Below are 24234 nucleotides of genomic sequence, written 5' to 3'. Positions count from 1 at the left end.
TGTTCGAGCTGGTGGCGGGCGATCTCGTTGCCGCCGTGGTCGAAGATCATGAATCGGGTGCTGGTCGTGCCCTGGTCGAGGGCCCCGACGAAGTCAGCCATGCGTGCGTTCTCCTGGAGTCGTGGCGGGCGGGACGGGGCGCTTCACGCCGTCTCGTACTGGGGCTCGGGCGTCGTGGGCTCCTGCGGGTTCTCCTCCGGCGGCAGGAACCGTCCGATCAGCGCCTTGTAGAGCCCGACGCCGAGCACTCCGCCGATGAGCGGGCCGATGATCGGCACCCAGAAGTAGAGATCGCCGTTCTGGTCCCGCCACGCCGTGCCGTAGCCGGTGAGGAACGAGGCGAGCCGGGGCCCGAAGTCGCGGGCCGGGTTGATCGCGTAGCCGGCGTCGGTGCCCCACGCCATGCCGATCCCGACGACCAGGAGGCCGATCATGAAGGGGGCGAGGTTGGCGAGCGGCGGCGAGTTGCGCACGTCGGTGAGCGCCTTGATCACGAAGAGCAGGATGGCGGTTCCGATCACCTGGTCGCGGAACGCGCCCCAGGTGCCGACCGGGAGCGTGCCGTTGCCCGGCAGGGTGGAGAACACGCCCTGGGTCTTGATGGTGTGGCCGGGGTCGACCTTGGCCAGCACCTCGCTGTAGTTCCAGCGGACGATCAGCGCCGCGACGAACGCCCCCGCGGTCTGCGCGGCGATGTAGGGCACCGTCTTGCGCCAGGCGAACTCCCTGAACGCGGCCAGCGCGACGGTGACGGCGGGGTTGAGGTGGGCGCCGCTGATCCGGGCCGCGACGTACACGCCGAGCGTGACGCCGAGGCCCCAGGCCCAGGCGATGCTGTCGTGGTCGCCGATCTCGGCTGCGGCGACCTGCGCGACGACGCCGACGCCGAACAGGATGAGGATCAGGGTGCCGGCGAACTCGGCGGCGAGCTCACCGGCCAGCGCGGGGATTCGGGTGCGTTCCGCCATGGGTACTCCTCGGGAGGTGGGGTGGACGCGAGCCCCGTGAGGCTGGCTGGACCGTAAGCCGGGACGGAACGCCTGACAACGGGAGGCTGCCGACAATGTCGAACACTTTCGCCCCAGCCCGGCGGCGGTTACTCTCCACCCTGTGCACCAGATCACAGAATCCGGGCAGTTCAGGGCGCATCGGACGATGATTGCGGCGGCTGCCGACATTGTCGGCACATCGCCGGTAGAACTACCATCGGCGCCATGCCCGGACCTGTGCAGTCGATCGAGCGGGCGGCCGCGATCCTGCGCCTGCTGGCGGCGAGCTCGGGCCGGCTCGGGGTCGGCGAGATCGCCAGTTCACTGGGCCTCGCCCGGGGCACCGCGCACGGCATCCTGCGCACCCTGGAGCGCGTCGGCTTCGTCGAGCAGGACGGCGGCACGGGCAAGTACCAGCTCGGCGCCGCGCTGCTGCACCTCGGCACCAGCTACCTGGACGTCAACGAGCTGCGGTCCCGCGCCATCAACTGGGCCGACGCGCTCGCCTCGCGCAGCGGCGAGGCCGTCCGGATCGGGACGCTGCTGGACGGGAAGGTCCTGGTCGTCCACCACGTGTTCCGCCCGGACGACACGCTCCAGGCCATGGACGTCGGCTCGCTGCTGCCGCTGCACGCCACCGCGCTCGGCAAGGCGCTGCTCGCGCACGACGCCAACGCGGCGGCGTCCATCCGCGACAGCGTCCTGGAGTCCTACTGCCGGCGCACCATCACCGACCCCAGGGAGCTCGCACGCGCCGCCACCCGTGTCCGGGAGAACGGCTGGGCCGCCGAGACCGAGGAGCTGTCCATCGGCGAGGCCGGGATCGCCGCCCCGATCCGCGGGCACGGGGGACTCGTCGTCGGGGCCATCGGCATCTCCGGCGCGGTCGAGCGGATCTGCGACTCCCGCCGCGTCCCCGACCCGAGGCTCGTGGCCTACGTGCGCGACGCCGCCCGCGCCGTCTCCCGGGACCTCGGCGGCTCGCGCTGGTGACGCCCCGCCTCCCGTCCTGACGCCGCCGCGCCTGCACGGGGAGGCCCGTCCGGGGGGAGGAGGCCGGCCGTGACCGAACGGTACGTGATGTCGATCGACCAGGGCACCACGTCCACCCGGTGCATCCTGTTCGACCACGGCGGCCGCCTGGTCTCGGTGGCGCAGCGCGAGCACAGGCAGCACTTCCCGAAGCCCGGCTGGGTCGAGCACGACCCGATGGAGATCTGGCGCAACCTGGAGCGCGTCGCTCCGGAGGCGCTCGCCCAGGCGGGCGCGACGCCCCGCCAGGTCGCGGCGGTCGGGATCGCGAACCAGCGGGAGACGACCGTCCTGTGGGACCGGCTGACCGGCGTCCCGATCGGCCGCGCCATCGTCTGGCAGGACATGCGGACCGGCCCGCTCGTGGACGAGCTGGCCCGCGCCCCCGGCGCCGCGATGGTCACCGAGCGCAGCGGGCTGCCGCTGGCCACCTACTTCTCGGCCCCGCGCGTCCGCTGGATGCTGGACCACACGCCCGGCCTGCGGGAGCGCGCCGAGCGCGGCGAGGTCCTGTTCGGCACGATGGAGAGCTGGCTGATCTGGAACCTCAGCGGCGGCGTCGACGGCGGCGTCCACGTCACCGACGTGACCAACGCCAGCCGCACGCTGCTGATGGACCTGCACACGCTCACCTGGGACGACGGCCTGCTCGACTTCTTCGGGGTGCCGAAGGCGATGCTGCCGGAGATCCGGTCGTCCACCGAGACCTACGGGACGGCCCGCCGCGTGTTCCCCGGCGTGCGCGTCGGCGCCGCCCTCGGCGACCAGCAGGCCGCGCTGTTCGGGCAGACGTGCTTCTCCCCGGGCGAGACCAAGTGCACCTACGGGACGGGCGCGTTCCTGCTGATGAACACCGGCACGACGCCGGTGAAGTCGGACAACGGGCTGCTCACCACCGTCGGCTACAAGATCGGTGACGAGCCCGCCGTGTACGCGCTGGAGGGCTCGATCGCGATCACCGGGGCGCTCGTCCAGTGGTTCCGGGACGGCCTCGGGCTGATCAGCACGGCGCCGGAGATCGAGACCCTGGCCCGGACCGTCGACGACAACGGCGGCTGCTACATCGTCCCGGCGTTCTCCGGGCTGTTCGCCCCGCACTGGCGCAGCGAGGCCCGGGGCATCATCGTCGGCCTGACCTCCTACATCACCAAGGGTCACCTGGCGCGGGCCGTGCTGGAGGCGACGGGCTGGCAGACCCGCGAGGTCGTGGACGCGATGAACGCCGACTCCGGGCTCTCGCTGAAGGAGCTCAAGGCCGACGGCGGTATGACGTCGGACAACCTGGTCATGCAGATGGTCGCCGACGTGCTGAACGTGCCGGTGGCGCGCCCGATGGTGGTGGAGACGGTGTCGCTCGGCGCCGCCTACGCCGCCGGGCTCGCCGTCGGCTACTGGGCGGGGCTGGAGGGGCTGCGGCGCAACTGGCACCGCGCCGCCCGCTGGGTCCCGGCGATGGAGCCCGCGCAGAGGGCCGCCGAGTACGACAACTGGAAGCGCGCCGTGGAGCGCACGTTCGACTGGATCCGCGCGGGGGAGGACCCGGCCGCCGCTCCCTAGGCCCGGTGTCGCTCGACGAGCTGCCGGACGATCACGTTGCGCTGGATCTCGTTGGTCCCCTCGCCGACGATCATCAGCGGGGCGTCCCGGAAGTAGCGCTCGACGTCGAACTCGGTGGAGTAGCCGGCCGCGCCGTGGATGCGGACCGCGTTCAGCGCGATCTGCATCGCCGCTTCCGACGCGTACAGCTTGGCCATGCCGGCCTCCATGTCGCAGCGCTCGCCCGCGTCCAGGCGCTCGGCGGCGTCGAGGGTGAGCAGCCGGGCCGCCCGCAGCTGGGTGGCCATGTCGGCGAGGTAGTTGCCGATGGACTGGTGCTGCCAGATCGGCTTGCCGAAGGCCTCGCGCTGCTGGGCGTAGCGCAGGGAGTCCTCCAGGGCGGCGCGCCCGACGCCGAGAGCGCGCGCCGCGACCTGGATGCGGCCGACTTCGAGGCCGCGCATCATCTGGGCGAAGCCATGCCCCTCCTCGCCGCCGAGCACGGCGTCGAGCGGCGCCTCGTAGCCGTCGAAGGACAGCTCGCAGCTCTCCACGCCCCGGTAGCCGAGCTTCGGCAGGTCGCGGGAGACGGTCAGGCCGGGACCCTTCCCGACCAGCAGGATGCTGATCCCCCTGTGCCGGGGCGACGCGGCCGGGTCGGTCTTGCACATCAGCGCGATGAGACCGGACGTACGCGCGTTGGTGATCCACATCTTGGCGCCGTCGACGCGGTACCGGTCGCCGTCCCTGCGCGCGGTCGTGCCCATGGCCTGCAGGTCCGAGCCGCCGGACGGCTCGGTGAGCGCCATCGTGGCGCGCAGCTCGCCGGTCGCCATCCGGGGCAGGTATCGGGCCTTCTGCTCCGCGGTGCCGTACACGGCGAGCAGGTGGGAGACGACCGTGTGCCCGCCGAACGCGCCCGCGAGCGTCATCCAGCCGCGCGCCAGCTCCTCGGTGACGAGCGCGTAGCAGGTCTTGGAGACGCTGACGTCGCCGTACGGCTCGGGCACGGCGAGGCCGAAGACGCCGAGCCGCTTCATGCGGTCGATGAGATGGGCGGGATAGGTGCCCGCGTGCTCCAGGTCCCGGGCGACCGGGCGGACCTCCTTGTCGACGAAGTCCGCGACGACCTCGACGATGGCGCGCTCCTCGTCGCTGAGCGTGAACACGGCTCCGCTCCCTCCCGGGATTGTGTTTCATATATTTGATAGGAAAATACCTGCTGTCAACGGGAGGGCGGGCCGTCGCCCGTCCATAATGTGAATCCCCAACCAGGCGCACGGGAGACGATGAAGTGGCACTTTCCGGTGGCCAGGCCCTCGGCCGGCGCCGCCAGCTGAGCGACGAGGTGGCCGCCTACGTCCGTGACCTCATCATGTCGGGCCAGGTCAGGCATGGGGAGTTCCTCCGCCTGGAGCGCATAGCCGAGGACCTCGGGATCAGCGTCACCCCCGTCCGGGAGGCCCTGCTGTCGCTGCGCGGCGAGGGCTTCGTCACCCTGGAGCCCCGGCGCGGGTTCATGCCGGCACCGCTCACCCGGCAGGACGTCCAGGACCTGTTCGAGGCGCAGGCGTACTTCGCCGGCGAGCTGGCCGCCCGCGCCGCCGGGAGGATCACCGAGGCGGAGCTGGAGTCGCTCGACCGGACGCAGGCGCTCCTGGAGGAGGCGTCCAAGGCCCGCGACTCCGCGGCCATCGAGCGCGCCAACCACCGGTTCCACCGGATCATCAACCTGTGCGCGGGCTCGCCCAAGACGTCCTGGCTGCTGCAGCTCGTGGTGCGGTACGCACCGAGCCGCTTCTACTCCAGCATCGACGGCTGGACGCAGGCGTCGGTCGACGACCACCACCTCGTGCTCGCCGCGCTGCGGGGCGGGGACGGCGACTCGGCGCGGCAGGCGATGCGCGCCCACATCCGGCACGCGGGGACGCTGCTCGTGGTGCACCTGGAGGCGCAGGGCTTCTGGAACGAGCACCCCGGCTGACGGCCCCGGTCCCCTTCCCCGGTTCCCGTGGCTCACATATCGTATAAAAAATTTCCAGGAGGGTTGATGGACGACCGGGACCCCGAACCGGCGCGCGGCTCCGCGGTCACCGCAGCCGACCACGGGGCGACGCGGGTGCTGACGCTGAACCGGCCCGAGGCCCGCAACGCGATCGACATCCCGATGCGCGAGCGGCTCGCGGAGGAGGTGCGCCGCGCCGCGGACGACCCCGGCGTCCGGGCCGTCGTGCTGACCGGCGCGGCGGGGACGTTCTCGGCGGGCGGCGACGTCCGCTCGATGGAGGGCGCCGGACCGGACGCCGTCCGGGCGCGGCTCGACCCCGTGCACGAGACCGTCCGGCTCATCGCGACCTGCGGGACGCCGTTCATCGCGGCGGTCGAGGGCGCCGCCGCCGGACTCGGCGTCTCCCTCGCCGCCGTGTGCGATCACGTGGTCGCCGCCGAGGACGCCCGGTTCGTCGCCGCGTTCGGCAAGGTCGGCCTCGTCGCCGACGGCGGGCTGCTCTGGACGCTCCCGCAGCGCGTCGGCATGGGCCGCGCCAAGCAGATGCTGGTGTTCGGCCAGACCGTGCCCGCGTCCCGCGCCTACGAGATCGGACTGGCGGACTCCCTCGCCCCGCCGGGCACGGCCCTGGACGCCGCCCTTGAGCGCGCCTCCGAGGCCGCCGCCCTCGCCCCGCTGTCGGTCGCCGCCGCCAAGCGCCTCCTGGCCCGCGCCGGCCAGAGTCTGGACCGCCTGCTGGAGGCCGAGCGGGAGGAGCAGACCGCCCTGTTCGGCAGTACCGACTTCGCCGAGGGCCGGGCCGCGTTCGCCGAGCGCCGCCCGCCGCGCTTCGAGGGCCGCTAGGGAGGACCGGGACGTGAGCAGGCTGCAGCAGACCCACGGGCTGACCGACGAGCAGCGGGAGATCATCGCGACCGTCCGGGCGTTCGTCGACAAGGAGATCCTCCCGGTCGCGACCGAGCTGGAGCACGCCGACGCCTACCCGCAGGCGATCGTGGACGGGATGAAAAACCTCGGGCTCTTCGGCCTGACGATCGGCGAGGAGCACGGCGGCCTCGGCGCGTCGCTGCTGACCTACGCGCTGGTGGTGGAGGAGCTGTCGCGCGGCTGGATGAGCGTGTCGGGCATCGTCAACACCCACTTCATCGTCGCCTGGATGATCGCCCAGCACGGCACCGCGGAGCAGCGGGCGCACTACCTGCCGAAGATGGCGACCGGCGAGATCCGCGGCGCGTTCTCGATGTCGGAGCCGGGCTGCGGCTCGGACGTCTCGGCCATCAGGACCCGCGCCGTCCCGGCCGGGGACGACTACGTGATCGACGGCCAGAAGATGTGGCTGACCAACGGCGGCTCGGCCAACCTGGTGGCGACGCTGGTCAGGACCGACCCCGACGCGGGGCACCGGGGCATGGCCACGTTCCTGGTCGACAAGGACCCGGGCTTCGGCGAGGTCGCGCCCGGCCTCACCGTCCCCGGCAAGATCGACAAGATGGGGTACAGGGGCGTCGACACCACCGAGCTGCTCTTCGACTCCTACCGGATCCCGTCCGCGCAGGTCCTGGGCGGGACGCCCGGGCGCGGCTTCTACCAGATGATGGACGGCGTCGAGGTCGGCCGCGTCAACGTGGCGGCGCGCGGCTGCGGCGTGGCCCGCCGCGCCTACGAGCTCGCCCTGGCCTACGCGCGGCAGCGCGAGACGTTCGGCAGGCCGATCGCCGAGCACCAGGCCGTCCTGTTCCGCCTGGCCGAGATGGCGACCAAGGTCGAGGCCGCGCACCAGATGATGGTGATGGCGGCGCGCCGCAAGGACTCCGGTGAGCGCAACGACCTGGAGGCCGGGATGGCGAAGTACCTGGCCAGCGAGTACTGCAAGGAGGTCGTGGAGGACGCGTTCCGCATCCACGGCGGCTACGCCTACTCCAGGGAGTACGAGATCGAGCGCCTGTACCGGGAGGCCCCGATGCTCCTGATCGGCGAGGGCACCGCCGACATCCAGAAAATGATCATCGGCCGCAGGCTGCTGGAGGAGCGGTGAGCGCGGCGGGCGGCGCCGGCGGGCTTCGCGCCCGCGACCCCCGGCTGATCGTGGTCGAGAAGTCCGGCCACGGGACGCGCGGACCGTAGCGGGGGACCCGGTCCCGGCACTCGGCGAGCACACCGACGCCGTGCTGCGCGAGCTGGGACGCGGCGAGGCCGCCATCGCGGCCCTGCGCACCGCCGGCGCGGTCGCCTGACCGCCGCACCATCGCGACCTGCGACCGCGCCGCCCCCGGGCCGCCGGATATCGTGGCGGCATGGCCAGCCAGACCCCCGCCTCAGCCCCCGGCCGCCGCAGGGAGGAGTTGCGCGACTTCCTGCGCACCCGCCGCGCCCGCCTCGCCCCCGCCGACGTCGGCATGCCCGACGCGGGGCGGCGCCGGACGCCGGGCCTGCGGCGCGAAGAGGTCGCCGTCCTCGCGGGGGTCGGAGTGTCCTGGTACACGTGGCTGGAGCAGGGCCGCGACATCAAGGTGTCCGGGGACGTCCTCGACGCGATCGCGCGGGCCCTGCGGCTGGACCGCGCCGAGCGCGAGCACCTGTACCTGCTCGCCGGGCTGAACCCGCCGCAGGCGGAGGCGGGCCCCGCCGTGCCGATCACGCCCGAGCTGCAGCGGGTGCTGGACGCCTGGTCGCCGCGCCCCGCCTACGTCCGCGACCGGCACTGGAACTTCGTCGCGATCAACGACGCGGCGCGCGAGGTCTTCGGGTACGGCGACATCGACCACAACTGCCTGGTCACCTACTTCACCAACGTCCGGTACCGGTCGATGCACACCCACTGGGCCGCCGCCGCGCCCGACGTCGTGGCGCGCTTCCGCGCCGACGCCGCCCGCTACCCCGACGACCCCGAGTTCGGCCGGATCATCGAGGACCTGCTGGCGGTCAGCCCGGAGTTCGCCGAGCTGTGGCCCCGCCACGAGGTGAGCGCGGGCGCCCAGGCGGTCAAGGGCATCAGGCACCCGGACGCGGGCGAGCTGGTCTTCGAGGGCACGCTGCTGCCGCTCGCCGACCGTCCGGGCCACCACCTGGTGCTGCACAACCCGCGTCCCGGCACCGGCACGCAGGAGCGCCTCGAACGGCTGATGGCGCGCCGCGACCTCGCCGCCGCCGGCTGACCCGGCCCTCCGCCCAGAGTGGTGGTGCCACACCCAGGATGAGCCGACTCTGTCTGTCCTCGGGCCCGTCCAGCACGATCGTCCTCATGGGCAACGAAGGAGACATCATGAGGACGCGGGACTTCGGCGGGACGCCGGTGGGCGCCGTCGGGCTCGGGTGCATGGGCATGAGCTGGGCCTACACCGAGTCGGAGCGCGACGACGACGCCTCGGTGGCGCTGATCCGGGAGGCGCTCGACCTCGGCGTGACGTTCCTGGACACCGCGCAGCCCTACGGCGACGGCCACAACGAGGCCCTCGTCGGGCGGGCGCTGGCGGGACGCCGGGAGGAGGCGGTCGTCGCCACCAAGACGGGCCTGGTCGTGGAGTCGCCGGACACCCGGAACCTCGTCCGGAACGGGACGCCGGAGCACGTCAAGGCGTCCGCCGAGGACAGCCTGCGCCGGCTCGGCACGGACGCGATCGACCTGTACTACCTGCACCGGGTCGACCCGCAGGTGCCCCTCGCCGACACGTGGGGCGCGATGGCCGAGCTGGTCGCCGAGGGCAAGGTCCGCAGGCTGGGCCTGTCGGAGGTCGGTGTCGCGCAGGCCGCCGAGGCGCACGCGATCCACCCGGTCGCGGCCGTCCAGTCGGAGATGTCGCTGTGGACCCGCGACGCACTGGGCGTGTCCGGGGGGATGTCCGGCACTCTGCCGGGCGACACCACCGGGCCGGCGGAGGGGCCGGGCGACGTGGTCGGCTGGTGCGCCGCGAACGGCGCGGCGTTCGTGCCGTTCTCGCCGCTCGGCCGCGGCTTCCTCACCGGGACGGTCACCACCGCCGACTTCGAGGAAACCGACTTCCGCGGCGGCAACCCGCGCTTCCAGGAGGACGCGCTGAAGGCGAACCTGCGCATCGTCGACGTGGTCAAGGCGGTCGCCGCGCGGCACGGCGCCACGCCGGCGCAGGTCGCCATCGCCTGGACGCTGGCGCAGGGCGAGCACGTCATCCCGATCCCCGGCACCAAGAAGCAGAAGTACCTGCGCGACAACGCCGGTGCCGCGGCGCTGGACCTCACCGGGGCCGACCTCGCCGAGCTGGACGGCGTCCCCGCGCCCGTCGGAGGGCGGTACTGATGCGGGCCGTCACGATCCCCGAGTTCGGCGCCGCGGACGTGCTGCGCCAGGCCGAGGTCGAGGTCCCCGAGCCGGGGCCCGGCCAGGTGTCCATCGACGTCGCGTACGCGGGCGCGACCTTCGCCGAGGTCCTGTACCGGCGGGGCGTCGTGGACGTGCCGCTGCCGTTCGTCCCCGGCATCGAGGTGTCCGGGCACGTCCGGGCGGTCGGGCCCGACGTCGAGGGGCTGCGCAGGGGCCAGCCCGTCGCCGCGCTGACGATCGTCGACAGCGGCGGCTACGCCGAGGTCGCGGTCACCTCCGCCGACCTCGTCGCTCCGCTGGACGGCCTCGACCTCGGCCTGGACGTCGCCGCGGCCGTCCCGTCCAACGGGGCCACCGCGTTCCTCGTGCTGGACCGCGTCGCGCGCATCGAGCCGGGCGAGGCCGTGCTGGTGCACGCGGCCGCCGGGGGCGTCGGCAGCCAGCTCGGCCAGGCCGCCCGGCTGCTCGGCGCCGGCCGGGTGGCCGGCACGGTCGGCGGCCCGGCCAAGATCGAGGCCGCGCGCGGGTTCGGCTACGACGACGTCGTCCTGCGCGAGGCGCTGCCGGGCGAGGTCGGGGGCCTCACCGGCGGACGGGGCTTCGACATCGTCGTGGACATGGTGGGCGGCCCGGCCCGCCGCGCGAGCCTGGACGCCCTCGCCCCGATGGGCCGGATGGTCGTGATGGGCAACGCGTCCGGCGCCGACGACGTGGGCGTCCCGGCGAACGAGCTGTGGTTCGCCAACAAGACGGTGTCCGGGTTCAACCTCGCGGCGTTCGCGGGCGTCGCACCGGCCGAGGCCGGACGTGCCCTGCGCCGCGCGGTCGCCGCCGCCGCTTCCGGCGACCTGCGGGTCCAGGTCGAGGAGCTGCCCCTGGCGCAGGCGGCCGAGGCGCACAAGCGCATCGAGTCGGGCGCCACCACCGGCAAGCTCGTCCTGGCGGTCAGGGGCTGACCCGCGGGAGGCGCCCCCGGCCGGACGGCGGTCATCTCGCCGCACTCCGGCCGGGGGCCGGGGTCTGGGCGGCCAGAGCCAGCAGCTCGTCGACCGTCCACTGGTCGTAGGCGTGCTCGCCGTGCTTGGCCGCGACGACCCTGCCGTCGGGTCCGATCAGGAAGTCGGCGGGAAGACCGAAGCGGCCGCCGTCGGGGAACAGTCCGGGAGCCCGCTCACGTCGCCGGAGGATGTCCCAGGTGCCGCGGGCGACGGCGCGGACGACCGTCCACCACACGCGCGGGTCGATCAGGGCGCGCCGCGCCGACCCGACGCCGAACTCGGCGTAGAGCCGCTTGGCCGGGTCGCCGACCACGGGGAACGGCAGGCCGTCGACGTGCTCGCGCAGTTCCTCCGCGGAGGAGTGGAAGACGACGACCTCGCCGATCCCGGCGGCCTCGATCTCCCCGTGCCGCAGCACGATCGAGCGCAGGTGCAGGTTGCAGATCGGGCAGCCGGCGAACCGGCGGAACTGCAGGTGGACGAGGCGGCCGGGGTCGGGGACCGGGATCGGGGGACCGCTCACGGGGGTCAGCTCCCGCGCGGGGACATCGGAACCGGGTGCCAGGTGCATGGGCGCTCCTTAAGAGTATGGCGTACGCCTACGATCGTAAGCGTATGCCGTACGCTGTCAAGCGCCATGCCTCGACCACGCTCGCTCAGCACCGAGCGGCTCGCGGGAGCCGCGCTCGCCGTCATCGACCGGGACGGCCTCGCCGGGCTGTCCATGCGCGCCGTCGCCACGGAACTCGGGATGAGCACCATGGCGCTCTACCGGTACGTGCGCGACCGCGGAGAACTGGAAGGGCTCGTCGTCGACCTGGTGTACGCCGAGGTCGATCCAGCGCCGCCGCCCCCGGGGCCCTGGCAGGCGCGGATCGAGACCATGGCCCTGCGGCTGCGGGAGGCGTTCGGCGCCCACGCGGCGATCATGCCGCTGACGCTCACGCGCAGGCACGACTCGGCGGGATCACTGTGCTGGGGCGAGACGGTCGCCGGCATCCTCGCCGACGCGGGGCTGGCCGGCCCGCGCGCGGCGATCGCGCTACGGGCGCTGATCGCCTACATCATCGGCGCGATCCAGTTGGAGCACCTATCCGGGCTGAAAGGGGAGGGGACCGCCGTGATCGCAGGGCTGCCCGCCGACGAGTTCCCCCATCTGACGCGGACCGCGCACCACGGCCGCCGGCTCGGCCCCGACGAGGAGTTCCGCGGGGGCCTGGCGGCCGTGCTGCGCGGCCTGGGCGAAGACGCGTCCTAGCCCGGTTCGGGGCCCTGCCCGCCCGCCAGGTACGACTGCTGCGCGGCGATGGCCTCGGCCGCCTCCCGCACGATCGAGCCGATCAGGCCGGCGCAGTCCGGCAGGTCGTCGATCACGCTGACGACCTGCCCGGACGCCATCACGCCGAGATCGGGCCGGCCGTCCACCATGGCGGCCTTCAGCAGCATGGGCGTATTGGCGGCCATCAGGACCTGCGACCACGACAGGTCCTTGCCGTGCTTCATCGCCTTCCCATCGGCGATCATCTCCCGCCACGACATGCCGGACAGCTTCTTGAACCGCGCGCCGTTGCGCAGCGCCCGGACCAGCCCGCCGATGCGGCCGGAGTCCTCCAGCGCGTCGACCAGCCCGCTGCGCAGCACGCGGTGCGGCATGCCGTCCACCTGCCGCGTCACCACGGTCTCGCCTGTCCGGAGGTAGACCTGCTTGACCGCGTCCGGCACCGAGCTGTCGGACGTCAGCAGGAACCGGGTGCCCATCGCGACGCCCGCAGCGCCGTAGGCGAGCGCGGCGGCGAGGCCGCGCCCGTCGAAGAAGCCGCCGGCCGCGATCACCGGGATGTCGACGGCGTCCACGACCTGGGGGAGCAGCAGCGTGGTGGCGACGGGGCCGGTGTGCCCGCCGCCCTCGCCGCCCTGCACCAGGACGGCGTCCGCCCCCCAGCCCGCGACCTTCTCCGCGTGCCGCCGCGCGCCGACCGAGGGGATCACCACGAGCCCGGCGTCCTTCAGTTGGGCGATCAGTTCCCGCCTGGGCGCGAGCGCGAACGAGGCGACCTTCACGCCCTCCTTGATGAGCAGGTCGATGCGGTCGCCCGCGTCCCCGGCGTCGGCCCGCAGGTTGACGCCGAACGGGGCGTCCGTGCGGTCCCTGACCTCGCGGATCGCCTCCGCGAGCTGGTCGAGCGTCATCGTCGCAGACGCCAGCACGCCGAGCCCGCCCGCGTTCGCCACGGCCGTGACGAGCCGCGGCCCGGCCACCCACCCCATGCCCGTCTGCACGACCGGGTGCCGCACCCCCGTCAGGCGGGTCAGCGGAGTGTCGAGCACCTGGCCGGCGTTCGCCTCGCTCATGCGGGGACCTCGCGCTCCCGCAGGCCCTTCGGATCGAGGACCTCACGCATGATCCGCAGTTCCCCGGCGTCCGGCGGCCGCGTCTCGGGCACCTCGTCCGGGACGGCGAGCTCGAAGCCGGTCGCCGCGAGCACGTCCTCGACGCGCACGCCGGGATGGACCGAGCGCAGCCGCATCCGTCTTTCGGGGGTGGCGAAGTCGAGCACGGCCAGGTTGGTCACCACGGCGCGGATCTCGTACGCGCCGCGGTCCCAGCCGACGCCGCTCACCATGTCGACCTTCTCGGTGAAGACGCGCGTCGAGTGCTTCGGCACCCAGTAGCTCGTCGTGTTCAGCAGCGTGTTGCCCGGTCCGCCGCGCACCCCGAGGAGCTGCCGCGAGGGCTGCTTCCAGTCGCCGATGCACGAGATGTTGGTGTTGCCGTGCGCGTCGATCTGGCTCGGCCCCATCACCACGTGCCGCCGCCCGTTCAGGACGAGCCACAGATGGTCGCGGAAGGGCAGCCAGCCCTCGACCGTCCCGGCCTGCGCGCCGAGCGGGACGGGCTCGGCGCTCAGCGACGGCCCGCCGTCGGTGGTCAGCAGGTCGGGCGCGAACGTCGCGCGCGCCAGCCGGGATCCCAGCATGGGGACGAACCCGGCCACCGCCGCCGCGACGATCTCCCCGTCTCCCCGGAACAGGTCCGCGCACGCGGCCGCGCACACCTCGGCCCTGGTCGCCTCGCTCATCGCGCCTCCTCCCGCCAGACCCGGACCGCGTCCTGGTAGGCGGCCTCGTCGCCGGACAGGAACCGTTCGCTGAAGGCCGACCACTTGTCCGGATCGGCCGCCGACTGCGCGTACAGCCTCTGGAACGCCTCGTCCCGCCCGAAGTCGGGCAGGCAGTCGGTGAAGTGGGCTCCGTTCGGCGTCTCCACCACTCCCGCCACCTGCGACCGGCTGATCAGCAGCGACTGCACCGGCCCCTCCTTGGCGAAGGCGGCGGTGTCGACGAGCCGCTCGCACGACACGTACGTCCGGTCGGCCGCCTTGGCGAACAGGTCGTCCATGTACGGGTCGGGGCCGAGGTACTGGGCGTTGCCGCGCGCGTCGGCGCGGTTCATGTGCACCAGCGCCGCGTCCATGCGCAGCGCGGGGACGGCGACGAGCTCCTGCCCGTCCTCGTAGGGCGACCGGACCGTCCGCAGCTCCGGGTTGACCTTCATCACGTCGGAGCCGAGGCCGACCGGGGTGGGCAGGAACGGCAGCCGGTGCGCCGCCGCGTACAGCCCGAACATGAACATGCCCTCGTCGTACTCGGTCAGCTCGATGGCCCCGGACTGGCGCGCCTGCCGGAAGTGCGGCTCCAGCGGGATCGAGTCCATCGTCACGAACGCGGTGACGAGCCGGCGGACCTTGCCCGCCGCGCACAGCAGCCCCACGTCCGGCCCCCCGTAGGCGACGACGGTGAGGTCGGTGACGGGGGAGCGCAGGATCGCCCGGACCAGCGCCATCGGCTTGCGCCGCGAGCCCCAGCCGCCGATGCCGATCGTCATGCCGCTCTCCAGCGACCCCGCGATCTCCTCGACGGACATCACCTTGGAACTCATCGGGCCCCCTTGGCGACGAAGGCGTCGCGGTGCTCGTCGCCCGCGCCGACGAGGTTCAGCTCGTAAGTGAAGCCCTGCTCGTAGCGGTAGCTGCGCCTGACGTCGACCGGGTCGATGCCGTTGAGCGACTCCTTGGCGCGCCGGATCACGTACCGGTCCTTGGCGGCGATGCCCGTGGCGACCTCGATCGCCTTGGCGCGCAGCTCCCCGGCCGGGACGACCTCCAGCACCGAGCCGTGGTGGTGCAGCTCCTCGGCCGTGACGTTGCGGCACGTGTAGACCATCGCCCGCATCAGGTGCTGCGGGACGAGCCGGGCCAGGTGGGTGGCGGCGCCGAGCGCGCCCCGGTCCACCTCGGGCAGGCCGAAGTAGGCGTCCCGCGAGGCGATCACGATGTCGGCGTTGCCGGCGAGGCCGACGCCGCCGCCGAGGCAGAAGCCGTGCACCGCGGCCACGACCGGGACCTCGCAGTCGTAGACGGCGGCGAACGCCGCGAAGCAGCCGCGGTTGGCGCCGACCAGCGCTGCGTGGCCCTCGGTGTTCTGCATCTCCTTGATGTCGACGCCCGCGTTGAAGCCCCGGCCCTCGGCGCGGAGCACGACGGCGCCGACCCCGGGGTCGCGGCCCGCCGCGAGCACCGCGTCGGCCAGCTCGTACCAGCCCGCGACGGTCAGGGCGTTGACCGGCGGCGCGTCCACGACGATCTCGGCGACCCCGTCCAGGGTCGTGGTGGAGACTCCCATGCGCTACCTTTCCACCAAACATTTGTTAGAACAGACGGTAGCAGAGCCGTACGGAGGAGGCGGAATGTCATCGGAGCCGGAGGCGGCAGGTCACTCGCAGGCGGAGGCGGCATGTCGCTGACGCTCGACCTGGAGGGCAGGACCGTCGTGGTGACGGGGGGCGTGCGGGGGGTGGGTGCCGGGATCAGCCGCGCGTTCCTGGAGGCCGGCGCCGCCGTGGTCGCGGTCGCCCGCCGCGAGCCGGACACGGTGCCCGAGGCCGGCGGCCGGACCGCCCGGTTCGCCTCGCTGGACGTGCGCGACCCGGACGCCGTGCAGGCCTTCGCGGACGGCCTCGACCGCGTGGACGTGCTCGTCAACAACGCGGGCGGCGCCCCGTACCTGCCGGTGGCCGACGGCGCCCTGCGCACCCACGTCAAGATCATGGAACTGAACCTGACGGCGCCGCTGATCATGGCCCGCGCGCTGCAGCCGCTGATCATGCGGGCCGGGGGCGGCTCGGTCATCAACATCGGCAGCGTGAGCGGGGTGCGCCCGTCGCCGGGCACCGCCGCCTACGGCGCCGCCAAGGCGGGGCTGCACAACCTCACCCAGTCCCTGGCCGTCGAGTGGGCGCCGCACATCCGGGTCAACACGCTGATCCTCGGCATGGTCCGCACCGAGCTGGCGCACCTGCACTACGGGGACGAGGACGGCGTCGCGGCGGTGGCGAGGACCGTCCCGCTCGGCCGCCTCGCCGACCCCTACGACATCGGCGCCGCCTGCGTGTTCCTGGCGTCCGACCTGGCGTCCTACGTGACCGGCTCGTCGATGCAGGTGCACGGCGGGGGAGAGCGCCCCGCCTTCCTGGACGCCGCCACCGTCAACAAGGAGGAAACGCGATGATCTGCAAGGACCGGGTGGTCGCCGTCACCGGCGCCGGACGCGGCCTCGGCCGCGCGCACGCGCTGGAGTTCGCCCGGCAGGGCGCCCTCGTCGTCGTCAACGACCTCGGCGTCGCGCGCGACGGCACCGGCGACGCCTCCGAGGGCCCCGCCCACGACGTCGTACGGGAGATCGAGGCGCTCGGCGGGCGGGCGGTCGCCAGCACCGACGACATCGCCACCGACGAGGGCGCCGCCGCGCTGGTCGCCGCGGCGACCGGCGCGTTCGGGCGGCTGGACACCCTGGTCAACAACGCCGGGTTCCTGCGCGACCGGATGCTGGTCAACCTCGGCGAGGACGAGTGGGACGCCGTCATGCGCGTGCACCTCAAGGGGCACTTCCTGCCGCTCAAGCACGCCGGGCGGTACTGGCGGGCCGAGAGCAAGGCCGGCCGCGCCGTGGACGCGCGCGTCGTCAACACCTCCTCCGGCGCCGGGCTGCTCGGCAGCGTCGGCCAGGGCAACTACTCCGCCGCGAAGGCGGGCATCGTCGGGCTGACGCTCGTGGCGTCCGCCGAGCTCGGCCGGTACGGCGTGACGGTCAACGCCATCGCGCCCGCCGCCCGCACCCGGATGACCGAGGAGGTCTTCGCGCAGACGATGGCCGCCCCCGCCGAGGGCGAGTTCGACGCCATGGCGCCCGAGAACGTCTCGCCGCTCGTCGTCTGGCTCGGCTCCGCGCAGTCGCGGGACGTCACCGGGCGAATCTTCGAGGCCGAGGGAGGGAGGATCTGCGTGATGGACGCCTTCCGCCACGGCCCGGTCGCGGACAAGGGCGCGAGGTGGGACCCGGCCGAGGTCGGGGCGGTCGTCGAGGACCTCCTGGCGAAGGCCCCCGCCCCAGAACCGGTGTACGGAGCGGGCTGACCGGCGCCCGCGCCTCACTGGGGACGGTAGCCGTCCATGTACCGGCGCACCTTCTCGGTGTAGGGCCGGACCCTGGCCGGAACACCGCCCGTCTTGATGACCGTCGTGGCCGAAGTGCGGTAGGCGGCGGCGAGGTTCAGCGCCGGGTCGCCCGGGAGGTTCTTCAGGTCCTTTCCCCAGTAGCACAGGAACCGGCCCATCGCGGGGATCGACAGCTCCGGCGTGATCCGGGCTGGCCTCGGCTCGGGGTTGTCGAGCCCGCCCGGCTGCCAGAACGCCAGCACGTGCGGAGTCCACCGGGCGATGCCGTACTCGTCGCGCGCCGGGTCGGACAGGTGCGGGTCGAAGCCGCTCTCCGCCTTCAGCATCGCCGCGATCAGCGTCGGGCTCAGCCCGCGCAGCTCGCACCACGTCCCGGCCTGGACGATCAGGTCCCGGTAGCGGGCGGGGACGTCGGATCCCGCCCGCAGCCACTGCCGGTTCCGCTCTTGCGGCGCCGTGCCGCCGCCGTCGCCCTGGTGGGGGAGCCCCACGAACGCGACGGCCGCCACGGCCACCGCGGCGGCCGCCCCGGCTGCAGCGCCCGCCCGCCGCCGGCCGCGCGGGCGCGCTCCCGGCGGGCGCCTCCTCGTCGCGAGGGCGCCGGTGCGCGTCTCCCCGGAGGCCCGCGCCAGCGCCGCCCCGAAGTCGGCCGCCGACGCCCAGCGCTTCTCCCGGTCGGGATCGAGCGCGCGCATCACGGCCGCGCTGACCCCGGAAGGGATCGCGGCCCGGTTCTGACCGGGCGGGCGCGGCGGCACGGCGGGCGGCTCGCCGGTCAGCAGGTGGTGGGTCAGCGCGCCCAGCCCGTAGACGTCCGCGCGGCGGTCCGGCGCGCCGTCCACCTGCGTCTGCTCGGGCGCCATGTAACCGGGCGAGCCGGCGGGGAGCGTCAGCCTCGACAGGTGCTCCCCGGTGCGCGCGATGCCGAGATCGGCGATCATGATGCGCTCGCCGCCGCCGGGCGCCGACCGCAGCAGCACGTTGGACGGCTTCACGTCGCGGTGCACGATGCCGAGGTCGTGCAGCTCCTGCACGCCCCGGATGATCTCCTGGGCGGTGCGCAGCGCCTCGCCCGGCGGGAGCGGCCCGCCGGCGAGCCGCTCGGCCAGCGTGCCGCGGTCGGCGTAGGTCATCACGAAGTAGGGCCGGCCGTCCGGCAGCTCCCCGATGTCGAAGACCTGCACCAGCCGGTGCGAGTCGGCGCGGCGCAGCAGCCGCGCCTCCTGGACGAACCGGTCCCGCACGTCGGTGCGCAGCGTCCAGTGCCCGGCCAGGATCTTGATCGCGACGGGGGAGTCGAGGTCGGGATCGTGCCCCTGCCAGACCGAGGCGAAGCCGCCGGATCCGAGGTGGCCGTCGATCCGGTAGCGCCCTGCGGCGATCGGGGTCTCCACGTCTCCCAATCATGAATGATGGACGAGGCCCGGCGCAGTGGCTTCGGGTGAAGGATCAGGTACTCGATGTGGCCGCGGACGGCGGAATGCACGCTCCCGGCACGGCGTTGTAGGGGCCGGATAATGGATCGCCCCACGCGGCGTGTTCCGGCTACGGTGCGAAGGTTGTGGGGTCAGTGAGGCCCGGGGGGCCTGGAACCCTATCCTTGTCGATGGTTATGGGGACGAGTGTGGAATCGCCGCTCGCCGGCCTGCGCGCGCGCCTGCCGCAGTTGATGCTGCGCGACCAGCACCGGCTGCGCCGCAGGATCGACGGCGCCCAGAAGACGCGGGACGCCGCGCGCCGGGCCAGGGTCGCCGAGGAGATCGCCGCCGACGTCGAGGCCGCCGAGCGGCGGGTCGAGCGGCGGCGCCTCGCCGTGCCCGCGATCACCTATCCGGCGCAGCTGCCGGTGTCGAAGAAGAAGGACGACATCCTCGCCGCGATCCGCGACCACCAGGTCGTGATCGTCGCGGGCGAGACCGGCTCCGGCAAGACCACCCAGATCCCCAAGATCTGCCTCGAACTGGGCCGGGGCGTGCTCGGTACCATCGGCCACACCCAGCCGCGGCGGCTCGCCGCGCGGACGGTCGGCGACCGCATCGCCGAGGAGCTCGGCACCGAGCTCGGCGACGCGGTCGGCTACAAGGTGCGCTTCACCGACCGGTCGAGCGACGACACGCTCGTGAAGCTGATGACCGACGGCATCCTGCTCGCCGAGATCCAGACCGACCGGCTGCTGCGCCAGTACGACACGCTCGTCATCGACGAGGCGCACGAGCGCAGCCTGAACATCGACTTCCTCCTCGGCTACGTCCGGGAGATCCTGCCCCGGCGGCCCGACCTCAAGGTGGTCATCACCTCCGCGACGATCGACTCCGAGCGGTTCTCCGCGCACTTCGGGGACGCGCCGATCGTGGAGGTGTCCGGGCGCACCTACCCGGTCGAGGTCAGGTACCGCCCCGTCACCGACCCGGACGACCCGTCGGCCGACCCCGACCGCGACCAGGTCCAGGCGATCGTCGACGCGGTCGACGAGCTCGGCCGCGAGGGGCCCGGCGACGTCCTGGTGTTCCTCAGCGGCGAGCGGGAGATCCGCGACACCGCCGACGCGCTCACCAAGCACTTCACCCGGCAGCGGGGGACGACCGAGGTCGTGCCGCTGTACGCGCGGCTGTCGTCGGCCGAGCAGCACCGGGTGTTCCAGCCGCACCGCGGGCGGCGGGTCGTGCTCGCCACCAACGTCGCGGAGACGTCGCTGACGGTCCCCGGCATCAAGTACGTCGTCGACCCCGGCACCGCGCGCATCTCCCGCTACAGCCACCGGCTGAAGGTGCAGCGGCTCCCGATCGAGCCGGTGTCGCAGGCCTCGGCGAACCAGCGCAAGGGCCGCTGCGGCCGTGTCTCCGAGGGCGTGTGCATCCGGTTGTACACCGAGGAGGACTTCGAGTCCCGCCCGGAGTTCACCGAGCCGGAGATCCTGCGGACCAACCTCGCGTCGGTCATCCTGCAGATGACCGCGCTCGGCCTCGGCGACATCGCCGCGTTCCCGTTCGTGGAGCCGCCGGACCGCCGCAACATCAAGGCCGGCGTGGACCTGCTGCACGAGCTCGGCGCGATCGACCCGGCCGAGAAGGACCCGCGCAAGCGCCTCACCCGGCTCGGCCGCCGGCTCGCCCAGCTGCCCGTCGACCCCCGGCTCGGGCGCATGATCCTGGAGGCCGACCGCAACGGCTGCGTCCGCGAGGTACTGATCATCGCGGCGGCGCTGTCCATCCAGGACCCGCGCGAGCGCCCCGCCGAGAACCAGCAGGCCGCCGACGAGCGGCACCGCCGGTTCGCCGACCCCGGCTCCGACTTCCTCGCCTACCTGAACTTGTGGAACTACCTGCGCGAGCAGCAGGCGGAGCTGTCGGGCAGCGCGTTCCGCCGCATGTGCAAGAACGAGTTCCTGCACTACCTGCGCATCCGCGAGTGGCAGGACCTGCACGGCCAGCTCAAGCAGGTGGCCAAGTCGCTCGGCGTCACGCTCAACACCGCCGACGCGCCGCCCGACCGCATCCACACCTCGCTGCTCGCCGGCCTGCTCTCCCACATCGGCCTGATGGACGCCGACAAGAAGGACAAGCAGCGGCGCGGGCAGGAGTACCTCGGCGCCCGGGGCGCGAAGTTCGCCGTGTTCCCGGGGTCGTCGCTGTTCAAGAAGCCGCCGCGCTGGGTGATGGCGGCCGAGCTGGTCGAGACGTCCCGGCTGTGGGGGCGGATCAACGCCAGGATCGAGCCCGAGTGGGTCGAGCCCCTCGCGCAGCACCTGGTGAAGCGCGACTACAGCGAGCCGCACTGGTCGAAGAAGCAGGCGGCCGTCATGGCGCGCGAGAAGGTCACCCTCTACGGGGTTCCGATCGTCGCCGACCGCCGCGTCAACTACGGCGCCATCGACCCGGCGCTGGCGCGCGAGCTGTTCATCCGGCACGCGCTCGTCGAGGGCGACTGGGAGACCCACCACCGGTTCTTCCACGACAACCGCGCCCTGCTGGACGAGGTGGAGGAGCTGGAGCACCGCGCCCGGCGCCGCGACATCCTCGTGGACGACGAGACCCTCTTCGACTTCTACGACGCGCGGATCCCCGAGGACGTCGTCTCCGGGCGGCACTTCGACTCCTGGTGGAAGAACGCCCGGCGCGCCGACCCCGACCTGCTCGGCTTCGAGAAGTCGATGCTCATCAACGAGTCCGCGGGCGGGGTCAGCGAATCCGACTACCCGGACGTCTGGCAGCAGGGCGCGCTGCGGCTGCGCCTCACCTACCAGTTCGAGCCGGGCACCGACGCCGACGGCGTCACCCTGCACATCCCCGTCCAGGTCCTCAACCAGGTGCGGCCGGCCGGCTTCGACTGGCAGGTGCCGGGCCTGCGCACCGAACTGGTCACCGAGCTGATCCGGTCGCTGCCGAAGCAGCTGCGCGTCAACTTCGTCCCGGCGCCCGACTACGCCCGCAAGATCCTCGACCGCGTCGCACCGCGCACCGAGCCCCTGCTGGACGCCCTGGAGCGCGAGCTGACCGCGATGACGAGCGTGCCGGTCGCGCGGGAGGTGTGGGACCCGTCCCGGCTGCCCGCCCACCTGCGCATCACGTTCCGGGTGGTGGACGCGGCGGGCCGGGCCCTCGGCGAGGGCACCGACCTGGACGAGCTCAAACGCCGTCTCGCCGGGAAGGTGCGCGGGACGCTGTCCAAGGCGGCGTCCACGATCGAGCGGTCCGGGCTCACCGCGTGGACGATCGGCGAGCTGCCCCGCACCTACGAGCGCAACCAGGCCGGCTACGACGTCAAGGCCTATCCCGCGCTCACCGACGAGGGCGGCACCGTCGCCGTCCGCATGTACGAGACGGAGGCCGAGCAGCGCCGCGCGATGTGGCTCGGCACGCGGCGGCTGATCCTGCTGAACGCGCCGTCGCCGGTGAAGCTCATCCAGGGCCGCCTGACCAACCAGGGCAAGCTGGCGCTCAGCCACAACCCGCACGGCTCCGTGGCGGCGCTGTTCGACGACTGCGTCACCGCCGCCGCCGACCGGCTCATCGCCGAGGCGGGCGGGCCCGCGTGGGACGAGGACGGCTACGGTTCCCTGTACGACCGGGTCCGCGCCGACCTGTACGACGCGACGGCCCAGATCGTCGGCCTGGTCGAGCGGATCCTCGCCGAGGCGCACGAGATCGACCGGCGGCTGCGCGGCACGGCGAGCCTCACCCTGGTCCCGGCGCTCACCGACGTCCGCGGCCATCTCGGCACGCTCGTCCGGCCGGGGTTCGTCACCGCGACCGGCTGGGCCCGGCTGCCGGATCTGCCGCGCTACCTGCGCGCCCTCCAGGTCAGGCTCGACAAGCTCCCCGAGAACCCGGGACGCGACCGCATGCTCGCGCACCAGGTCGAGGTCCTGACGCAGGAGTACGACCAGACCCTGCGCCGGCTCCATCCGGCCCGGCGCGAGGAGGAGCCGGCCCGGCAGATCCGCTGGATGCTGGAGGAGCTGCGGGTCAGCCTCTTCGCCCAGCAGCTCGGCACCCGCTACCCCGTCTCCGACAAGCGCATCCGCAAGGCGATGGCCCAGCTCTAGCCGGGAGTGCGCGCGAACAGCTCCAGGTGCCCGCACCGGCGGCACCGCAGCGCGTCGATCTGCCGGCGGGGCCGGCCCATGCGCTTCGCTCCGCCGAAGACGCCCTTCTCCAGCGGCCCGAGGATCCAGCGGGCGTAGCCCCGGGAGGCCTCGCCCGCGTCCTCGATGAAGCCCTGTTCGAGGTCCTCGCCCTCGCACTGCGTGCATGTCGGCTGCGTCATGCCGGGAGGGTAGCGTCACGCGGGCGGGGGAGCGGCGGGTCGACCCATGATCATTATCGGGTGATACTGGGACATGGCCTTGCGGGAGTACTACCCACCGATCGAGCCCTACGACTCCGGGCTGCTGGACGTCGGCGACGGCAACCGTGTCCACTGGGAGACCTGCGGCAATCCCGACGGACTGCCCGCGGTGTTCCTGCACGGCGGGCCCGGAGGCGGAGCCCTGCCCGACCACCGGCGGTTCTTCGACCCGTCCCGGTACCGCATCGTGCTGTTCGACCAGCGCAACTGCGGCCGGAGCCTGCCGGGCGCCGGCGACCCGGCGGTGTCGCTCGACCACAACACCACGCCGCACCTGGTGGCCGACATGGAGCGCCTGCGCGAGCACCTGTCGATCGAGAGCTGGCTCGTGTTCGGCGGCAGCTGGGGGAGCACCCTGGCGCTCGCGTACGCGCAGACGCATCCCGGCCGGGTCAGCGCGATGGTGCTGCGCGGCATCTACCTCGTCCGTCCGTGGGACGAGCCGTGGGGGCTGGCCCCGACCGGTGCGGCGCGCCTCTTCCCGGCCGAGTGGGCGGCGTTCCGGGACGCGATCCCGCCCGCCGAGCAGGACGACCTGCTGGCCGCCTATGGCCGCCGCGTCGGCCACCCGGACCCGGGCGTCCGCCTACCCGCCGCCCGCGCCTGGGCCGCGTGGGAGATGGCGGCCAACACGCTCCTGCCCGTCCCGCCGCCGGAGCTGGACGACGCGGTGGTGGTGGCCTTCGCCCGCATCATGAACCACTACATCGCGAACGGGGGCTTCCTCCCGGCCGGGGGCCTGCTCGCGGGCGTGGACCGCGTCCGGCACATCCCCGCCGTGATCGTGAACGGGCGCTACGACATGAAGACACCGCTGGAGCAGGCGTGGGACCTGCACCGCGCGTGGCCGGAGGCGAGGTTCCACATCGTCGAGGACGCCGGGCACGGCGGCGGCGAACCCGGCACGCGCGACCGCCTCATCGAGGCCACCGACGCTTTCGCCGCTCACTTTTCCGCGAAGTGGCCGCCCCCACATGTACCACCCAAGTCACTGCAGTGACGCGCGGGGGTG

22 protein-coding genes are annotated in these 24234 nt (G+C 73.2%); 13 read left to right on the top strand and 9 right to left on the bottom strand.

From position 1 onward, the window contains the following. Positions 1–143: 143 nt before the first annotated feature. Positions 144–968: an MIP/aquaporin family protein gene (locus tag CHC11_RS37360; RefSeq protein WP_089316616.1), complete on the bottom strand. Its 825-nt coding sequence runs from the start codon at positions 966–968 to the stop codon at positions 144–146. Positions 969–1214: 246 nt separating this feature from the next. On the opposite strand from CHC11_RS37360, the gene CHC11_RS37355 reads away from it, so the two are divergent. Continuing rightward, on the top strand, positions 1215–1982 hold the full coding sequence (locus tag CHC11_RS37355; RefSeq protein WP_089316615.1) for an IclR family transcriptional regulator: 768 nt from the start codon (positions 1215–1217) through the stop codon (positions 1980–1982). A 69-nt stretch (positions 1983–2051) separates the two neighbouring features. Further along, positions 2052–3578 (top strand): glycerol kinase GlpK, encoded by a 1527-nt coding sequence (gene glpK, locus CHC11_RS37350; RefSeq protein WP_089316614.1) that lies wholly within the window; start codon positions 2052–2054, stop codon positions 3576–3578. Here glpK and CHC11_RS37345 read toward each other — a convergent pair. Beyond that, positions 3575–4726 (bottom strand): acyl-CoA dehydrogenase family protein, encoded by a 1152-nt coding sequence (locus tag CHC11_RS37345; protein ID WP_089316613.1) that lies wholly within the window; start codon positions 4724–4726, stop codon positions 3575–3577. The two genes, glpK and CHC11_RS37345, sit on opposite strands and share 4 nt — an antisense overlap. A 125-nt stretch (positions 4727–4851) precedes the next feature. On the opposite strand from CHC11_RS37345, the gene CHC11_RS37340 reads away from it, so the two are divergent. The 6 genes from CHC11_RS37340 (at position 4852) to CHC11_RS37315 (ending at position 10818) form a co-directional block, all read left to right on the top strand. Next, positions 4852–5541, top strand: a complete 690-nt coding sequence (locus tag CHC11_RS37340) for a GntR family transcriptional regulator (RefSeq protein WP_089316612.1) — start codon at positions 4852–4854, stop codon at positions 5539–5541. Between the two features lie 66 nt (positions 5542–5607). Beyond that, positions 5608–6408, top strand: coding sequence for an enoyl-CoA hydratase/isomerase family protein (locus CHC11_RS37335; protein WP_089316611.1), 801 nt, complete (start codon positions 5608–5610; stop codon positions 6406–6408). A 13-nt stretch (positions 6409–6421) separates the two neighbouring features. After that, positions 6422–7600, top strand: coding sequence for an acyl-CoA dehydrogenase family protein (locus CHC11_RS37330; RefSeq protein WP_089316610.1), 1179 nt, complete (start codon positions 6422–6424; stop codon positions 7598–7600). A 259-nt stretch (positions 7601–7859) separates the two neighbouring features. Next, entirely contained in the window at positions 7860–8720 is an 861-nt protein-coding gene (locus CHC11_RS37325) for a helix-turn-helix transcriptional regulator (RefSeq protein WP_089316609.1), read from the top strand. Positions 8721–8827: 107 nt separating this feature from the next. Beyond that, entirely contained in the window at positions 8828–9838 is a 1011-nt protein-coding gene (locus CHC11_RS37320; protein ID WP_089316630.1) for an aldo/keto reductase, read from the top strand. Then, positions 9838–10818, top strand: coding sequence for a quinone oxidoreductase family protein (locus tag CHC11_RS37315; protein ID WP_089316608.1), 981 nt, complete (start codon positions 9838–9840; stop codon positions 10816–10818). Before CHC11_RS37320 ends, CHC11_RS37315 begins: the two co-directional genes overlap by 1 nt. A 31-nt stretch (positions 10819–10849) precedes the next feature. Here the strand turns inward: CHC11_RS37315 and CHC11_RS37310 are convergent, their stop codons facing one another. After that, entirely contained in the window at positions 10850–11431 is a 582-nt protein-coding gene (locus CHC11_RS37310; protein WP_089316607.1) for a peroxiredoxin-like family protein, read from the bottom strand. A 66-nt stretch (positions 11432–11497) separates the two neighbouring features. Here CHC11_RS37310 and CHC11_RS37305 point away from each other — a divergent pair, with 66 nt between their 5' ends. Next, positions 11498–12118: a TetR/AcrR family transcriptional regulator gene (locus CHC11_RS37305; RefSeq protein ID WP_089316606.1), complete on the top strand. Its 621-nt coding sequence runs from the start codon at positions 11498–11500 to the stop codon at positions 12116–12118. Here the strand turns inward: CHC11_RS37305 and CHC11_RS37300 are convergent. The 4 genes from CHC11_RS37300 to CHC11_RS37285 are packed head-to-tail and all read right to left on the bottom strand — an operon-like array spanning position 12115 to position 15543. Next, positions 12115–13212, bottom strand: a complete 1098-nt coding sequence (locus CHC11_RS37300; protein WP_089316605.1) for an NAD(P)H-dependent flavin oxidoreductase — start codon at positions 13210–13212, stop codon at positions 12115–12117. The two genes, CHC11_RS37305 and CHC11_RS37300, sit on opposite strands and share 4 nt — an antisense overlap. Continuing rightward, complete coding sequence (locus CHC11_RS37295; RefSeq protein ID WP_089316604.1) at positions 13209–13940, bottom strand: CoA-transferase subunit beta; 732 nt, start codon at positions 13938–13940, stop codon at positions 13209–13211. The genes CHC11_RS37300 and CHC11_RS37295 overlap by 4 nt, the downstream gene beginning before the upstream one ends. Continuing rightward, positions 13937–14800, bottom strand: coding sequence for a CoA transferase subunit A (locus CHC11_RS37290; protein WP_089316603.1), 864 nt, complete (start codon positions 14798–14800; stop codon positions 13937–13939). Before CHC11_RS37290 ends, CHC11_RS37295 begins: the two co-directional genes overlap by 4 nt. Next, complete coding sequence (locus tag CHC11_RS37285; RefSeq protein WP_089316602.1) at positions 14797–15543, bottom strand: enoyl-CoA hydratase family protein; 747 nt, start codon at positions 15541–15543, stop codon at positions 14797–14799. The genes CHC11_RS37290 and CHC11_RS37285 overlap by 4 nt, the downstream gene beginning before the upstream one ends. Before the next feature lie 111 nt (positions 15544–15654). Here CHC11_RS37285 and CHC11_RS37280 point away from each other — a divergent pair, with 111 nt between their 5' ends. Next, positions 15655–16428: an SDR family oxidoreductase gene (locus tag CHC11_RS37280; protein ID WP_089316601.1), complete on the top strand. Its 774-nt coding sequence runs from the start codon at positions 15655–15657 to the stop codon at positions 16426–16428. Beyond that, positions 16425–17333: an SDR family oxidoreductase gene (locus tag CHC11_RS37275; RefSeq protein ID WP_089316600.1), complete on the top strand. Its 909-nt coding sequence runs from the start codon at positions 16425–16427 to the stop codon at positions 17331–17333. The genes CHC11_RS37280 and CHC11_RS37275 overlap by 4 nt, the downstream gene beginning before the upstream one ends. A gap of 14 nt (positions 17334–17347) precedes the next feature. On the opposite strand, the gene CHC11_RS37270 is transcribed toward CHC11_RS37275, so the two are convergent. Beyond that, the gene (locus CHC11_RS37270) at positions 17348–18769 is read right to left on the bottom strand and encodes a serine/threonine-protein kinase (RefSeq protein ID WP_179279195.1); all 1422 of its coding nucleotides are present in this window, start codon (positions 18767–18769) and stop codon (positions 17348–17350) included. A gap of 218 nt (positions 18770–18987) precedes the next feature. Here CHC11_RS37270 and hrpA point away from each other — a divergent pair, with 218 nt between their 5' ends. Next, complete coding sequence (gene hrpA / locus CHC11_RS37265) at positions 18988–22920, top strand: ATP-dependent RNA helicase HrpA (RefSeq protein ID WP_089316598.1); 3933 nt, start codon at positions 18988–18990, stop codon at positions 22918–22920. Here the strand turns inward: hrpA and CHC11_RS37260 are convergent. Next, positions 22917–23141, bottom strand: coding sequence for a hypothetical protein (locus tag CHC11_RS37260; RefSeq protein WP_089316597.1), 225 nt, complete (start codon positions 23139–23141; stop codon positions 22917–22919). The genes hrpA and CHC11_RS37260 overlap by 4 nt on opposite strands. A 79-nt stretch (positions 23142–23220) precedes the next feature. Between CHC11_RS37260 and pip the strand changes: the two genes are divergently transcribed. Next, positions 23221–24222, top strand: coding sequence for a prolyl aminopeptidase (gene pip / locus CHC11_RS37255; RefSeq protein ID WP_089316629.1), 1002 nt, complete (start codon positions 23221–23223; stop codon positions 24220–24222). Positions 24223–24234: the final 12 nt, after the last annotated feature.

Origin of the sequence: Actinomadura mexicana (assembly GCF_900188105.1) — a bacterium.
In the GTDB taxonomy this organism is placed as follows: Bacteria; Actinomycetota; Actinomycetes; order Streptosporangiales; family Streptosporangiaceae; genus Spirillospora; species Spirillospora mexicana.
The sequence above is the reverse complement of the archived record's forward strand: the minus strand, read 5'-3'. Positions and strand labels throughout refer to the sequence as shown.